The sequence below is a fragment of the Streptomyces erythrochromogenes genome (assembly GCF_036170895.1).
GTDB classification, from domain to species: Bacteria; Actinomycetota; Actinomycetes; order Streptomycetales; family Streptomycetaceae; genus Streptomyces; species Streptomyces erythrochromogenes.
The window spans coordinates 241,802-256,210 of the sequence record NZ_CP108036.1; the positions used below are offsets into that span (position 1 = coordinate 241,802).

Sequence of the window (14,409 nt, forward strand, 5' to 3'; positions counted from 1 at the left end):
AACGCACGATGACGCACTCGTCACCGACAACGCGCCGGCGCGGACGCCTCGGCACCGCCGGCCTGCGGTCACTCGCGGGGCTGCTCCTGGCCTTCGCGTCGATCCTGATGGCGGGTGCCCAGCCGGCGGCCGCACACCCGCCGAGCGGATCCGTGCACGTGTGGGCCTCCGACGTCCGGGTGCGCACCTGCCAGAGGGCCTCCTGCTCCCTGGCGACCACGGAGCGGCTGACCAACGTCCGGGTCCAGGCGTACTGCCAGATGGACGGAGGCGCGGCCGGGCGCGTGACGGACGGCGCGTACACCAACACGTACTGGGTCCAGATCATCACTCCGGGCCGGACGCTGGGCTGGATCTCCGCGGTGTACGCCAGCGGTGGTTCGAACAACTCCCCCGTCCCCGGCGCACCGGTTTACCACCCCGGTGACGCCACCGTGGACTGCGAGTTCATCTAGATCCGCCCCTGACGGCGCCCGTCACCGCCGATCGCCAGATCATCCGACGACAGCGGATGAACCCGGATGAACCCGTGAACACTCGACGTCTTCGAGGCAGCGGGTACCGAAACCGCTGGTGGACGCTGCTCAAGCTGCCCGACGGCACGATCGGCCGGGTGAGCAACATCTCCACCCAGGGCGGCGAGAAGATCGCGGGAGTGCCCGACTTCGGCTGTGGGCAGCATGCCGGGTGCGCACCGGGTGCCGGGGCCGTCCGTGGCGGCGTCCCCGGCACCGGTCGTGAGCCCGCGGCCGGGGCGCCGGCGGATTCCGACGGTACGTCAGCACCCTGACGGGGCCGGGGCCATGGATCTGTCGTGGTGTCAGCCCACCGGATCGGGAGCCGTCAGACCGCGACGAGTTCGTCCGCCAGGAACTCCTCCACGAACTTCCGTGCCCGACGGTCGAAATCGGTGTACTGCGCCTCCCGTTCGGCGCCGGCGACCGCTTCGCCGACCAGCAGATTGCCCTCGGCGTCGATGCGCTGCGGTCGCTCCTCCGCGTCCAGGAGCAGGCCCACGGTCGAGCGGGAGAAGCCGCAGTAGTAGGCGATGCCGTCGCTCAGGTTGGCCTCGAGGACGGACTGCATCGACTCCGCGATGGGGTCGTCGGCGGTGGCGCCGGCCAGGGCCAGCCACAGCATGCGCTTGCCCGCCAGGCGGGGCTTGCTGCGGCCGTAGGCGAACCCGTAGTTCCAAACGCGGTCGATCCATCCCTTGAGGACGGCGGGCACGCTCTGCCAGTACACCGGGAAGACCGCGACGACGACATCGGCGCCGACGATCCGTCGCATGTGGGCGCGTGTCTCGTCCGAGTACGGCTTCTCCCGGTTGCCCCAGTCCGGCTGGTCCTCCGCGTTCATCCGCGGGTCGAACCCCTCGGCGTGCAGGTCGAGCAGGTCGATGCGGTATCCGGCGGCCTCGAGCTGGGCAGCCGCGCGGCGGGCGGTGTGGGCGGTAAGGGAATCGCTGCGGTGGTGCGCGACGACCACGAGGGCTGTCCTGGTGTCACTGCTGTGCTGCGGCACGGTGTCTCCCGAGGGCTCGATCTGTGCAGTGAGTCCAGTACAACTGCGGCACCGTAGATGATCCATGGGAGAAACTCTCCAGGACATAGGAGATCGTCTACGCTTGCGCTGTGGATCCTCTGAGTTCACTGCTGAGCGGCATCCGGGCCGAGGGCTCGGTCGTCAGCCATGCCGTCCTGACGGCGCCCTGGAGCATCACCTTCGCCGACGATGCTCCGCTCACCATGGTCAGCGTGCTGCGCGGTGGCGGAACGCTGCTGCTGTCCGACGGCAACGAGCGGGCGATCGGCGCGGGCGACACGGCCATCGTCCGGGGCCCCGCACGGTTCCGCCTCGCGGACGAGCCCGCCACTGTCCACCGCCCCCATGCCGCGTACGAGATCAACTGCTTCACCGCGGACGCCGCGTGCACCGGCCAGGAACTCGACGGCATCCACTGGGGCACCGGCCCGGAGGGAGCGACCGCGCTGATCGTGGGCGCCTACCGCGCCTCGGGTCACCGCCACGAACGGCTCCTGCGCGCTCTGCCGCCCGTTCTGGTCATCGCCGAGGACGCGGAGGTCTGCGCCTGGCTGGAGAACTCCGCCGCGGACGCCGCCCGGCTCTCCGCCGGTTCGCAGGCGCTGATGGACCGGCTCCTCGACTGGGCTCTGGTCTGCACGCTGCGCACTTGGTTCGACCGGGCGGGCGCCGACGCGCCCGGCTGGTACCGCGGCCTCGCCGACCCGGTCCTCGCCCCCGCCCTGCACGCTTTCCACGGGCGGCCCGCCGAGAGCTGGACGGTCGCGTCGCTGGCCGCTCAAGCCGGCGTCTCCCGGGCACTGTTCGCCCGGCGCTTCAGCGAGCTGATGGGCCGTCCGCCCCTCACCTACCTCACCGAGTGCCGCATGGACGACGCCGAGGCACTCCTGGCGGACACCGACCTCAGCATCGCCCAGATCGCCAAAACCGTCGGCTACGCCGACGCCTTCGGCTTCAGCGCCGCCTTCAAACGCCACAAGGGTCTCAGCCCCAGCACGTTCCGCACCACGGCGGCGTGAGTCAGGGCACGCGGCCGCAAAGACACGGGCACCCGCGCTCCGGACCGCAACACCGAGCCGCTCGGTGTCCACAACACCACAGCGTCCAGCACCAGGCCGTAGAGGTGTCCGGCGGAACGCTATGCTCCACGCCTGTGGACATCAACATACGACAGCCGCAGCAGCCCCAGGTCACGAGCGAGGCCGTCCTGCGGTTTACGGGCAGGGTGGAGAAGAGCGAACTCCGTGCGGGACTGAAGGCCGCAGGAACGTTTCGGCAACTGCGTTGGCTCGCTGTCGCAGGCGCGTTGTTCATCGCGATCCTGGGGGTGCGCGTCGACGCCGAGGGCGGCTCGGTCAACATCGGCTTCGTGGCCGCGGCCGCCGTCTACGCGACCGTGTTCGCCCTGCTCGCCCCCCGGCAGATCGTCACACATGCCCTCCGCGCCCAGCAGGCCCATGAGGGCGCGGACTGCATCGTCGACGGCACGGGCATCGCGGCCGTCCTCGACGGCGCGGACATCAAGCGCCTGGGCTGGGATGCGATGACGCGGTATCACGAGACCCCGGGTCTCTACGTCGTTGTGGGCAGGACCGGCCTCAGGACCTGGGTGATGGTCCTGCCCAAACGGCTGCTGACCGCATCCGACGCCGAACTCCTCGGCGCGGTCCTCGATTCCCGGCTGCGCCGCGGCTAGGGCCGGTCTTCCACGCCTGGCCGGCAGCCGCTGAAGACCGGCCGGGCCAATGTCACGCAATCAGGAAACGCCCTGGGACCAAGGGCCCGGCGTCCAGATGAGCCGCAATGCGCGTGATGGTCCGGGCGTTGCCCTCGAACAAGTGCGCCTGCATGCCAGCCGCCTGGGCAGCCTCGACGTTGACTGCGGCGTCGTCGATGAACAGGCAGTCCCCCGGCTGCACTTCCAAGCCGGCGCACGCGGCCTCGAAGGCACCCAGGTCGGGCTTCTCAATGCCGATCTCGTGGGAGTAGACGATCTGCTCCACCAACTCATCGAAGTGGTACAGCGCCGTCTCCCGCTCCCGGGCACCGACGAAGCTGTTGCTCAGGATGCCCAGCCTGCAGCGTCCCTGCAGCCCCCGCACATAGTCGATGAGGTCCTCGTTCGGCGTCCCCAGATACTCCGCCCAGAGATCAGCCATGAAGGCTTCGGCCTGGAAGGCGTCGAGCCCCAAACGGACCGCCACCTGCTCCTGGACCCCTCGCTCGCTGATGGTCCCGACGCTCCCGGCTCGCCATACGTCGTGCATCCGGTCATGGACCGTGCCCAGTGGCAGCTCCAGCCGCTCTTCCCACCGTTGCACCCATCCGGTTTCCGGCGTGATCTCCAGCACGCCGCCGATATCGAGAATGACGCAGGTCGCCGTCACGCGACTCCCCCTCTTCGTCCTTGACCAGCGAGCAGAACCGCCCGCTCATGTGATCGACAGAGACACTGTCGCCTCTCCCTCTGGGGCAGGGTCAAGCGATCCTCGAAGCCTGTGACAGCCCTGTCGCAACCCGCCGACCCGAATCGCCGCGATCAGCACGGCGCCGAACAACCTCGGCCTCGCTGCGGCGAAGAAGCGGCGCTGACAGCTTGGGCACACGCACAACGAGCGCTGGTGAAGCGAGCTGAGTAGCCTTCGCCCTTGTGAACGGCCCCCGTGGCCGCGGCGCTGCACCGGCCGGCGGCGCCGCCCTCCCGGGGTTCGGACCGGGGCCTCCGAAGTGCTCCACACGCTGTCCGCCCAGCCCGCATCGGTGCCTTCAGGGAGCCCTCGTCCCGTCGGCCTTTTGCGGACAGCCCTTAGCCTGAAACGGTGTAACGAAACATGTGCAGCGTCCAGGACGGCTCGGCGGTCGGCTTTGTCGCGTACTGCACCGCACCCATGGCTGCGTAGAACGGAGCGGCGTTCGGATCCGAAGCGACGATGAACTCCGATCGCCCGAGCTCGCTCGCAGTCTGGACCGCATGCTCCCAGAGAAGCCTGCCGTAGCCCTTGCCGATTTCATCGGCGTCGACAAAGAGCTTGTCCAGGAGCAGGCCATCACCCTCCTCGGTGAAACCGTAGAAGCCGAGGCTCTTGCCGTCCTGCTCCAGGACGAAGACCGGGTTGCTCCGGACATAGGCCGCTGGGATCGCCCGGGCTTCGCCCGCCCAGTCAAAGTAGCCCGGTGGGTAGCCCCAGTGAGTCGACGATCGCTCCTGGAGGCGTTCGAGCTCACCGGCTTCCTCGGGTTCGGCGCGTCGGATCCGGCAGGCCCTGCTGGTTGACACGGTACGGACCGCCCTTCTCATTCGCTGCCTGAACTGTCGCCGTCCCGGAGCAGCCTCACCGATGGGTCCAGCTCCAGGTCCGCCGCCCCCGGTCGGCGGTGAACTCCGTAGAGGGGGTCGCGAGCCCGCTCCACCGCCTCCCACACCTTCAACGACCCCAGCGCCTCCACCGTGACATCGCCGACTCCCCCGGGCCACACGTCGGCGCGATCTGCGTACGAGCCGTGCGAGATCTGGGCGGTGGTCGGAGTCTCACTCGTCGCCGTCGGCCTGCTGATCAGGCTGGCGATGGCCTCGGGACTTCCAGGCACCGCCGGATGAGACGGCCTCTAAGCCTTGATGGGTGCGGCCGACCTGGCGGCCCGCTCGATCTTCGCGCGGTAGGCAGCACGGGCCTCCTCGTCGATCTGGTTCTCGTGTTCGGGGCGCATCCCGGTCCGGCCGTCGATCCCCTCGCGCAGGATATCGGCGTGCCCGGCATGCCGGTTGGACTCGCCGAGGACATGGACCATGATGGCGAACAGGTTCGTGTTGGGATGGGGCTCCGGCCACCACGGCACGTGGCCGGGGGCGTCGAGGGAAAGCTCGTTGATCGTCGCGTCCGAGTGTTCCCACGTACGCCGGTAGAACCCGATGATCTGATCGCGGGTCTCGTCCTCGGCCGCCCACAGATCGCTGCCGTTGTGGTCCTGCCACCGGGGCAGCGGTTCCGGGGAGGGGCGGTCGAAGACCTCGCCGAAGTACTTGGCCTCGACGGTGGCCACGTGTTTGACCAGTCCGAGGAGGTTGGTCCCGGTCGCGGTCAGAGGTCGGCGGGCGTCGTATTCGGACAAGCCGTCGAGTTTCCAGAGCAGCGCCTTGCGGTCCCGCCGCAGTCTCCCGTGCAGGTTGTCTTTCGCGAATTCATCGATCATGCGGCACGAGCCTGCCATGGGCTGCTCGTGGTCTCAAGATCCCGTCCGTGGTCCGCCCCGGCTGGCAGCTGCCCGTCGAGCAGGAAGCGGTTCACGTAGCCGCGCACGCAGGCCGAAAACAGATATCCGGTGTGTCCCTCGCCCTCGTAGGCGACGACCACTCCCGATCCGAGACGCTCGGCAGTCTCCTCCGTCCACTCGAACGCGGTCGCCGGGTCGCCCCGGGTAGCGATCGGCAGCATCGGCGGGGCCCCCGGGCGGTCGATCTTCCGGATGAAGTCGGTGCCGGCTGGGCGGCCGGCGCAGGTGAGCGCCAGCCCCAGCAGGTGCGGCCCGAAGACCGCCGACGCCTTGCGGAACGCCTCCTCCAGGCGGGCGACCTCCTTCTGTGCGGCCGCCGGAGAGGCCTGGTCGAGGAAGCGGTTCGGTTCGTCCGCACAGTTCACGGCCATGAGGGCGGCCCCTGCGTTGTCCGCGGGGATCTGATCGCCCTGTCCTGCCGCTCCTCCCCCTCACCCTGCGCTTCGAGAGTGAGGTCGAGGAGCCGGAACAAGCCCGCCGGATCGCCGTCGCGCTCGGCCGTGGCCAGCGCGTCGGCGAGCTCGGGCCACAGCGCCCTCGTCGATGAAAGCGGCCACCTTCTTGCCGGCGGTACCGGCGTCGGTCCCGTAGACGCAGTCGTCGCGACGGGTGCACCAGGTCGGGAAGTTGTCCAGGGCCCGCTGCCGGATCGGGCCGTGGTCAGGGACCGCTCGGCCAGCGAGCGGTGGGTTGTCGACGCCGTCGAGGACCATGCGGCCGGTCCGCTGCGGGAACAGCGCCGCGTACACGGCGCCGCAGCGCGGTGCACGAGAGCCGCACCCACCGGCCTACCGTTTGGACGTCGTGGCCCGCCACCACGTTGCCGACGGTCGGCATGGCCGCGCCCGCTGCTTCGGTGGTCACATTCGGGGACCAGCCCGGTGGGCCGTAGGGCGCCGGCGCCAGGACCTTGCCAGGGTTTGTCAGCACCCGGCCTGCGCACGGTGGATGTGGGGCCCGGAGACGGACCTCGTCCGGGTCGGTCGGCACGGCCTGGCTTCTGCGGGTGTCCCGCATGCTGATGTACGAGCAACGGGCCTGACGGTCACGGCCGGCCGCAGAAGGTCCGGGCCCAATCGGCCCAACGGCCACTGAGAAGTGGTGCCGGACAACGCGCCTATCGCGAAGGAATGGCTCAATCAGCGTGTATAGATGACCAGTTGAAGCCCATGCGATCATGTCTTGGATCACATATGTTGCGTGGCCATGACATTTTCATGACCGTCCTCCTAGGGTCTGTAGTACACCCACACACCCTTGGGGGGGACATGAACAAGTTGCGCGCGATCCTGACGACTCTGGCAGTCGCCGTCGGTCTGCTGGTCCTGTCGCCGGCGGCGCCGGCTCAGGCTGCGGCGATGGTTTCGGGCTCTTCCGTGTGTAGCGGAAGCCTTGTCGACTACCAGCAGATGGGCACCTACCACAAGGTCGAGGTCTACTGGAACAGCTCAACCCAGAAGAACTGTGCCGTCCTGCTCTCGAGCTACGGCACCAAGCACTCGATGCACGTCTCCATCCAGCGCTGCAAGGAGACCAACCCCTCGACGTACTGCACGCCTGACCTTGCTTCGGGCGCCTACGACGAAGACGCCGGCAACTTCGGCGAGTACGCCGGGCCCGCCACGGTATACACCGGCAACAAGTGCATCCGCGTCTTCGCATACGCCACGATCGGCAGCAACAGCTGGGGGGCCGACTCCGCCAGCATGCGAGGCGGCAAGCAGGCGGCGTTCTGTTAACAGCCGTACGGCTTGAGTAAGGAGGGCCGGTTTACCGGCCCTCCTTTATTTGGACCCGTCCTGGTCAGTCGCGTCGTTCGAGAACCCGCCCACTTGTGCAGCTCGCGCAGTCGGATGCTGAGGTCCGCCGGGTCGTGTGCGAGCCTGCGCGTGGGAGTCGGACGAGGGCGAGGAAGCCGTCTGAGCAGCGGTCGAAGGGACGGACGTCGGCGATCCTGCCGTGCACGAGCTCGGCCCTGAACGTGGCAGGCGTACTGGCGGACCGAGCGCCAGGTGGGCAGGGCCTTGCCGGCCGGTGCCCGCTTGCGCGTGGCTGCGGACACGCCGGTACGGGTGGCGAGCACGGCGCAGCCCTTGCGGGAGCCACCTCCGCACCCGTGCTCAGCGAGGACGTCGGACGGTGGCTCGCCACGCTCGGGGGAGATGTACTGGCGCAGCGCACGGGTACGGGCAGACGGCAACCACACCAGACGCCTCGTCGACCTCGCCCGCGATGTCCTGAGCATCGCGCTGGCCGTAGTCAAACGCACCGACCACACCGGGGGTCCACAGTACTGCGCAAGATGTGGATGGTGCAGCGGACGTTCGCATGGCTGATGCGCTCACGCAGCCTCGCGCGCGACCGCCGACTCGCCCGACAGCCACGCTGAACAGCCCCGGACGATCCTCCAACAGCCAGCCCCGCGCCGCCAGGCGCTTCGCTTCGCCCGCACCCCTTCGACTCTCGCCGGGACCGGCTCCAGGCCGAGGGCCGCCTCGAGCTGCCGACAGTCCATCGCGTCGCCGTCTAGAACGGCCAGGGTGCCCATGAGCCGCCGGTAACCGGGCGCCAGCACCGCCGGAGTGAGCCCTTCCCGCCACTGCGGCACCACCGAACCGGGCACGGCCGCCGCGACCCGCGCTGGCCGCCCGTCGACCACCGCGGCCGGGGAGACCTCCCCGCCCCCACGCGCTTCAGCCAGGACGTCGGCCACCGACTCACGGGCGATCACGAACCGCTGCCGATCACTGTCCGGCCCCCTTCTGGTGCAACCCTCCTGCGGGTCGGAGTCGGTGAGGTCCACGTCCTCGGCGTTCTCCAACCCGGCGGGCGCTGATCCGACCCTGGACCCGGCGGGCCGGTGGGCGCCACCGTGGCCCGGACCGGTGAGCGGCGTCGAGTCGTCCCGTGCGGGGGCGTTCAACCGCCCCCGCACGGGACTCGCCGGCGCCCCTCGCTGCGCCGGCGCCGCGCACGGCGTGTGCCGTTACGCCGAACGGCGCCGCCGCGCCATGGCGTACAGGGCTCCGCCGAGCGTCAGGGCCACGGCGGACAGTCCGCCCGCGGCCAGCGCGGCGGATCCGGTGTTGGCCAGGTTGCCGCCGGTACCGCCGTTCGGACCCGGGGTGTTGCCGGTGCCCGGGGCGGTGCTCGCGGAGGCCGAGGCCGAGGGCGTGGTCGAGCCGGACGGGCTCGGGGAAGCCGAGGCGGACGTCGACGGTCCGGGCTGCGGCCCGCTGGCCGGCGTCACGGTGATCGTGAGCTCGGCCGTGTTGTTGCCGAGGTTGCGGTCGATGTCGGCGATGTTGAGACGGCCGGGACCGCGGTCGGCCTTGTACCGGTACTCGCCGTGGTACGTGCCCGGCTTGACCCACGACTCGATCTTGAAGGTCCCCTTCACCGAGCCGCCGGTCCCGCCGAACACCCGGCGCCCCTCCGGACCCGGGCGGCCGCCGACGAAACTGATGCCGGGAGGCAGCACGAACTCGGTTTCCACCACGCTGTCGTCGGCGGCCGTGGTGGCGACCGACCCGGTGCCCTTGATCTGCCAGCCCGGGTTGAGCAGCACCTGGCCGCCGGCCGGGCCGCTACCGGTCGCCCCGTCCACGGTGAAGTCGGGCTGGTTCGCAGGGTTTCCGACCGACACCTCGCGGCCCCAGAAACCCCACTCCTTGAACGGCTCGGACGGCGTGACCTTGATGGCGGCGGCGGTTCCCTTGACCCCGCCCTGCTGCGGCTTGTAGATCGGCTTGCCGCCCGGGGTCCACGAGACGTAGAAGAGGTCCCGCCACAGCTCCGGGGTCGCGGTGATGTTCAGCCCCGTGTCGAGCCGGTAGTACTTACCCGGCTCGAAGGTGCCGGTGAAACTGCAGAACAGGTATTCGTCACGGTACTCCCGCACGGAGTCGACCTTGAAGTGTTCGCAGTTCGACGGTCGTTCCTGAGGATTCAGTTCCAGGCCCGGCGGCAGGTGGACGCCCAGCTCCGCCCCCTCGACGGGCTTGTCGCCGGTGACTTTGAAGCCCAGACGGAGGCTCTGCTTCTGGCCGTTCTCGACCGTGGTGTCGAGGAGCTCCTCGGAGGTGGCGAGACCGCCGAACGAGTCCGGGTTGCCCTCAGGCCGGTTCGCGCCCTGCTCACCGACCGCGGTGGCCGGCGTTCCCGGCGCCGGCGCCGGTGCCGGCGCTGCCTGGGCAGTGGTCGCGGCGCCCAAAACGACCGTACCGGCAGCCAGAGCCGCTCCGATCCGGCGCGCTGCAGTGCTGTGCGTGCGGTTCAACCGCATCAAGATGATCCCCTTCGCGTCACATAGGTCAGGCATTCGAACACGCCCGACTCCTGTACGACCTACGGAGGGCCTGATCGGTTGCCCGGAATGATCAAGAAATCGAGGAGCGGGATCTCTACGACCCCTTGGCCGTACGGGCGTTGGGCCCGCGCGAGGCGCGCGCGAGGTGCGTGCGGCCCGCCTGAACCGTCCCGAGGACGCGGCCTCCACGAGCGAGCCGGGCGCGGCCGACCGTCCCTGTGACTGCGTCGGATCGGTGTCTGCCGCCGCCCGTTCTCCGTTCCGAGCGGTCGGCGGCCGGGCGGGGCCGCGGTGTGCGTTCCGCTCCCCCACAACGAAAAGGCTCCGCCAGCCGTACGCCGCGCAGCGCCACCGCGGTCTCGCGCACGTGCACCGGGCCGCGACCAGCTCGCGCGTACGTCCCCCGCGTCCCGGGAGACCGGCACCAACACCTCCTGCGCGACCGCCCCACCTGCCGCACCGCCCGCCGCCGTGCGGACCACCTCCAGCTCCGCGTCGTTGAACGACAGATTCACCCGCCGTCCGCGGGGAGCGGACGTCAGCCGCTCACGGCTCCGTGCCCCGCCGCCAGATCCTCCGTCCACGTGGTGTGGGGTTTGCGTGGTCATGGGATGCCCCGGCATCGGTTGGGAACGGCGTGGGTTGCCGTCTCCTCACCGCTCGTCCTCCCAGTCGTACTCGGGGAACGGCAACGGATCCGTGACCCAGCCCGCTGTCAGCACGAGTCGCGTGTGGCGATGCAGGGCGAGGAAGCCGAAGGGGCGGTCGAAGGCGGCACTGATCCTGGTGCTCACGTAACGGAGGTAGGGCACGCCCGCGGCGGCTGCACCGAACGCCGTCACCGCGGCGGCCTCGAAACCCAACGCACCGAACTTCGCCCTGGTGTTCTGCTCGGCCGACCCGATGGCCAGCGGGAAGTCGCTGATGCCCGGGAAGTGCCCACGCGAGGTGTCCCGCGCCGCCGAGAGCCCGAACAACCGGTGCAGATCCCGGAGGTCGTGGCTCGCGTTCACGTCGTACGCCACGGTCGTCACCTCCAGCGACGGCGGCTCGGGCCGCGTGCGGCGCACCTTCTCCACCCGCAGGCCGGGGCCCACGCCGAGGCTCGGTCGCCCAGGGCTCGTACGCAGTCTCCAATTCCATCTCGTGGAAGGGGCTCAGCCACCGCGTGCTCATGGTCAGCGCGCTCGCCAGCACCATCTGCGTATCCTCGGTCAGCGTGACCGGCATACGGTCGATCAGCCCGCCGGTCCGCTTGACCGTCCAGGCATCCAGCGCCCGACGGTCGGCCGTGGGGTCCCCGGTGAGCACCCCGTGGACATCGGTCGGCAGGCTCGCCTCCCACTCCTCCCTCAGCTCCAGGGTGCGTTTCGTCCACAGCCCCAGGCCCGTTTCCAGTCCCCGCATGGCGCCCATCGCGGCGATCACCTCACGTGCGGCGTGCGCCGCTTGTCCGGCGGGGAGGCCCAGAGCCTCCGCCAGCTGGGCCCGGGCCACGCCCTCGGCGCCGTCGGCCAGGTGAGCCAGCAGCGGCCACACCCCTGCCGCCGAGAACGCCGTGCCGCCCTCCGAGGCATCCGCCCACCGTGCGGTCAACCCGTTCACCGCGCGGACCGTCGTCGTCGCGATTCCCATTCCACCCCTATCGTCAGCGCACCCGTGAAGCGCCCGTTCGCACGTCACCGTCAGGGCTGCGCTTGCTCGGTCGTGTCCGTTCTGCGGTGCTGTCGTGCGTGGGCGCGGTGTTCCGTGGGCGTGGTGCCGTAGGTTTCGCGGAAACTACGGCTGAAGGTGGCGGGATGGGTGAAGCCCCAACGGGCTGCGATCGCCTGGACGGTCCGGTGGTCCATTTCGGGGCGGGCGAGGTCGTCGTGGCAGCGTTCGAGGCGCCGGCGTCGGATGACTCCCGCAATGCTGGCGGGCTCGCCGTCGAAGAGTGTGTAGAGCGTGCGCAGGGAGATGTTGTGCCGTTCGGCGATGGTGCGGGGTGAGAGGTCGGGGTCAGGGAGGTTGTGTTCGATGTAGTGCCGGATCCGTTGCAGCACCAGCTGGGACCGTGCCTCCACCGGCGCCTCGTTCAGAGACTGCAGGTGCTGCGCAAAGCACGCAGTGACCAGGTCGACCGTGGCGGATCCCATGGAAAGCAATGCCTCCGCTCCGCAGTGCGCAGCTTGGCCGAAGAGGGTGCGCAGGAATTCCGCGAGAATCGCGGTCGTTCCCTCTTGGATGGGGAGGCGATGCACCAGGAGTGGTCCCAGCCTGCGGGGGGACAGCGGCAGGACGGACCGCGGTATGTGCAGCGTCAGGGCGTGGATCGGGCCGTCGGCGGAGAGGCACTCGGTCAGCATGGGGCTGGACGTGTCGGACAGCACGAAGTCCCCCGCCACCAGCGTTTCCCGACCCTCCTGGGAGACCCTGAGGCTGCCCTGTGTCACGAGTACGAGTTGGTAGCCCTCGGGATCGCCCTGCCGGATGTGTTTCGCGGACCGCCATGCCCGCATCGGGGAGAACTCGAAAGCCGACAGCGTGACGGGGCCCAGTGGCACGTCGTGGATGTCCGCGTGGAAGTTGTCCTGTCGGTCACTGCTCAGCGATAAGGGCATGACCTCGTTGGAGACGGTTTCGAGGAACCATTCGAACCTGTCTGTTGGCGGCACGACCGAAGCCGATGCCCTCGACCCACTCACCAAGCCCCCACCGCATTCGCGTCGTGCCGGAGCACGCCAGTCGGCTGGATCATCTCATGATCCACTCTGGCTTCGAGACTCGAGGGACATCGGGTACGGCGGGACCGGATGTGGTCGGCATGCAGGTGGAGGAGCCGTCGGCTTGTCGCGGTCGAGCACCCTGCACAGAATGCGAAGGCCCTCCGCACGAAATGCACACCGTGCCCGCCGCCGCAGGATGTCTAATCAAGCGTCGAAGCGACGTGACGGCACCTTGGGAAGAGCCGGCGGGATCCCTGCTCCGCGTGATCGTTTCGACTGGTTTCGTCCCTGACCGGCCGATCGAGCACGAGGAGGAAACGGCGCCGGCTCAGATCCGGCGGTTTCTGACAGCCGGGGCCACTTCAGCGGCCGGCCCCGTACTCGAGCGACCGCGTAGGCGCTTCCCGGGCTGCCTGCAGCCGCGTACGCCGCCTGCACCGCTCTCCGGTGGATGCCAGCAGGCCGTCCTCCCCTGGCCTCGTTTCGAGCACGGTCTCGTCACCCTTCGACATACGACCGAACCGACCAAGAAAGTTCAGCTTTGACTTCATCTGCGTCTGGCGCCGCCCACGTCATACCGCTCCAGAGCGTCTCGGCCGCCGAGGCCGGCGCCTGGTACCAGGTCGTCGCGGCATCCATGGCCCACGACCTGCCCGGTGTGCCGGCCCCCGGCCCCGGACAGATCCACGCCCAGCTCACGCAGCCTGCCCTCGGCAGCCGCCGGCTGGCCTGGCTCGCCAACGCGGGGGACCGCACCCCCCTCGGCGTCGCCGGCCTGCGGGTGTTCACCTCACCGGGCCGGCAGCACCTGGCCGAACTGGAACTCCACGTCGATCCCGCACACCGACGCCTGAGAACCGGCTCCCTCCTGCTGTCGGCGGCCGTTGCGGCCTGCCGAGCCGAGGGCCGGCGCAGCCTCGTCGCGACAGCCGCGGCCGACAGCCCGGGCGAGGCTTTCAGCGAGCGGCACGGCTTCCGCCGGGCGCTCACCCTGGATCACCTCGTGCTGCGCCTCAGCGAGCTGGACGGGGCCGCGTTGCTTCGGATCGCCGATGCCGAGCACACCGGCTACCGGCTGACCGGTTGGACGGGCACGGTTCCCGGCGAGCTCGCCGACGCGTTCGCCACGGCCAAGAACGCGATGAACGACATGCCCGTCGGCGACCTGGACTACGGCAGCGTGGCCTGGGACGTCGAGCGCGTGCGCGCGATGGCCAAGGTGGTCGCCGACCGCGGCGACACCCTGCTGACGGTCGCCGCTGTCCACGACGACGGCACCATGGCCGGCTACACCGAGATCGTGCTCCCCGGGTGCTCCGGACCGCGTGCCCAGCAGTACGACACTGCGGTCGTGCCCGCGCACCGCGGCCACGGCCTCGGGTTGTGGGTCAAGGCCGCCATGGCCCGGCGGCTTCGCGCCGAGCATCCCGGCGTCGTCGAGATCGAGACGGACAACGCCGAGGACAACGTCCACATGCTGGCCGTCAACCACCGCCTGGGATTCCGCTCATACCGGCGCACCCGCGAGTTCCAGCTCGATGTGCCCACGACCTGAGTGACTGACGCCCCGGCTCG

15 protein-coding genes and 1 pseudogene are annotated in these 14,409 nt (G+C 69.7%); 6 read left to right on the forward strand and 10 right to left on the reverse strand.

Annotated elements, in window-relative coordinates; translation table 11 throughout:
• Positions 1–8 precede the first annotated feature (8 nt).
• Positions 9–455, forward strand: coding sequence for a hypothetical protein (locus OHA91_RS01140; protein WP_328738324.1), 447 nt, complete (start codon positions 9–11; stop codon positions 453–455).
• A gap of 74 nt (positions 456–529) precedes the next feature.
• Positions 530–790: a hypothetical protein gene (locus OHA91_RS01145; RefSeq protein ID WP_266496581.1), complete on the forward strand. Its 261-nt coding sequence runs from the start codon at positions 530–532 to the stop codon at positions 788–790.
• 53 nt (positions 791–843) lie between these two features.
• Here OHA91_RS01145 and OHA91_RS01150 read toward each other — a convergent pair whose 3' ends face one another.
• A complete protein-coding gene (locus tag OHA91_RS01150) occupies positions 844–1,524 on the reverse strand; it encodes an NAD(P)H oxidoreductase (protein ID WP_266496578.1) in 681 nt (226 codons plus the stop codon).
• Between the two features lie 110 nt (positions 1,525–1,634).
• Between OHA91_RS01150 and OHA91_RS01155 the strand changes: the two genes are divergently transcribed.
• Both OHA91_RS01155 and OHA91_RS01160 read left to right on the forward strand, forming a co-directional pair.
• The gene (locus OHA91_RS01155; RefSeq protein ID WP_328738325.1) at positions 1,635–2,564 is read left to right on the forward strand and encodes an AraC family transcriptional regulator; all 930 of its coding nucleotides are present in this window, start codon (positions 1,635–1,637) and stop codon (positions 2,562–2,564) included.
• A 134-nt stretch (positions 2,565–2,698) separates the two neighbouring features.
• Positions 2,699–3,241: a hypothetical protein gene (locus OHA91_RS01160; protein WP_266496573.1), complete on the forward strand. Its 543-nt coding sequence runs from the start codon at positions 2,699–2,701 to the stop codon at positions 3,239–3,241.
• A 52-nt stretch (positions 3,242–3,293) separates the two neighbouring features.
• Here OHA91_RS01160 and OHA91_RS01165 read toward each other — a convergent pair whose 3' ends face one another.
• The 5 genes from OHA91_RS01165 to OHA91_RS01185 form a co-directional block, all read right to left on the reverse strand.
• Positions 3,294–3,932: an HAD-IA family hydrolase gene (locus OHA91_RS01165; RefSeq protein ID WP_328738326.1), complete on the reverse strand. Its 639-nt coding sequence runs from the start codon at positions 3,930–3,932 to the stop codon at positions 3,294–3,296.
• Between the two features lie 419 nt (positions 3,933–4,351).
• Positions 4,352–4,822: a GNAT family N-acetyltransferase gene (locus OHA91_RS01170; protein WP_328738327.1), complete on the reverse strand. Its 471-nt coding sequence runs from the start codon at positions 4,820–4,822 to the stop codon at positions 4,352–4,354.
• Between the two features lie 17 nt (positions 4,823–4,839).
• Positions 4,840–5,133 carry a hypothetical protein gene (locus tag OHA91_RS01175; RefSeq protein ID WP_276566088.1) on the reverse strand — a complete coding sequence of 98 codons (294 nt, stop codon included), beginning with the start codon at positions 5,131–5,133 and terminating at the stop codon, positions 4,840–4,842.
• An 18-nt stretch (positions 5,134–5,151) separates the two neighbouring features.
• Positions 5,152–5,736: a DinB family protein gene (locus OHA91_RS01180; RefSeq protein WP_328738328.1), complete on the reverse strand. Its 585-nt coding sequence runs from the start codon at positions 5,734–5,736 to the stop codon at positions 5,152–5,154.
• Complete coding sequence (locus tag OHA91_RS01185) at positions 5,733–6,188, reverse strand: alpha/beta hydrolase (RefSeq protein WP_328738329.1); 456 nt, start codon at positions 6,186–6,188, stop codon at positions 5,733–5,735. The genes OHA91_RS01180 and OHA91_RS01185 overlap by 4 nt, the downstream gene beginning before the upstream one ends.
• Positions 6,189–7,085: 897 nt before the next feature.
• On the opposite strand from OHA91_RS01185, the gene OHA91_RS01190 reads away from it, so the two are divergent.
• The gene (locus tag OHA91_RS01190; protein ID WP_266496562.1) at positions 7,086–7,556 is read left to right on the forward strand and encodes a hypothetical protein; all 471 of its coding nucleotides are present in this window, start codon (positions 7,086–7,088) and stop codon (positions 7,554–7,556) included.
• A gap of 602 nt (positions 7,557–8,158) precedes the next feature.
• On the opposite strand, the gene OHA91_RS01195 is transcribed toward OHA91_RS01190, so the two are convergent.
• The 4 genes and pseudogenes from OHA91_RS01195 to OHA91_RS01215 all read right to left on the reverse strand — a co-directional run bounded on the left by OHA91_RS01195 (position 8,159) and on the right by OHA91_RS01215 (position 12,783).
• Positions 8,159–8,620, reverse strand: a complete 462-nt coding sequence (locus OHA91_RS01195) for a hypothetical protein (protein ID WP_328738330.1) — start codon at positions 8,618–8,620, stop codon at positions 8,159–8,161.
• A gap of 183 nt (positions 8,621–8,803) precedes the next feature.
• A complete protein-coding gene (locus OHA91_RS01200) occupies positions 8,804–10,096 on the reverse strand; it encodes a hypothetical protein (RefSeq protein ID WP_328738331.1) in 1,293 nt (430 codons plus the stop codon).
• A 683-nt stretch (positions 10,097–10,779) separates the two neighbouring features.
• A pseudogene (locus OHA91_RS39800) lies at positions 10,780–11,761 on the reverse strand (serpin family protein).
• 50 nt (positions 11,762–11,811) lie between these two features.
• Positions 11,812–12,783, reverse strand: a complete 972-nt coding sequence (locus tag OHA91_RS01215; RefSeq protein ID WP_328738332.1) for an AraC-like ligand-binding domain-containing protein — start codon at positions 12,781–12,783, stop codon at positions 11,812–11,814.
• A gap of 592 nt (positions 12,784–13,375) precedes the next feature.
• Between OHA91_RS01215 and OHA91_RS01220 the strand changes: the two genes are divergently transcribed.
• Positions 13,376–14,389, forward strand: coding sequence for a GNAT family N-acetyltransferase (locus tag OHA91_RS01220; RefSeq protein ID WP_328738333.1), 1,014 nt, complete (start codon positions 13,376–13,378; stop codon positions 14,387–14,389).
• Positions 14,390–14,409: the final 20 nt, after the last annotated feature.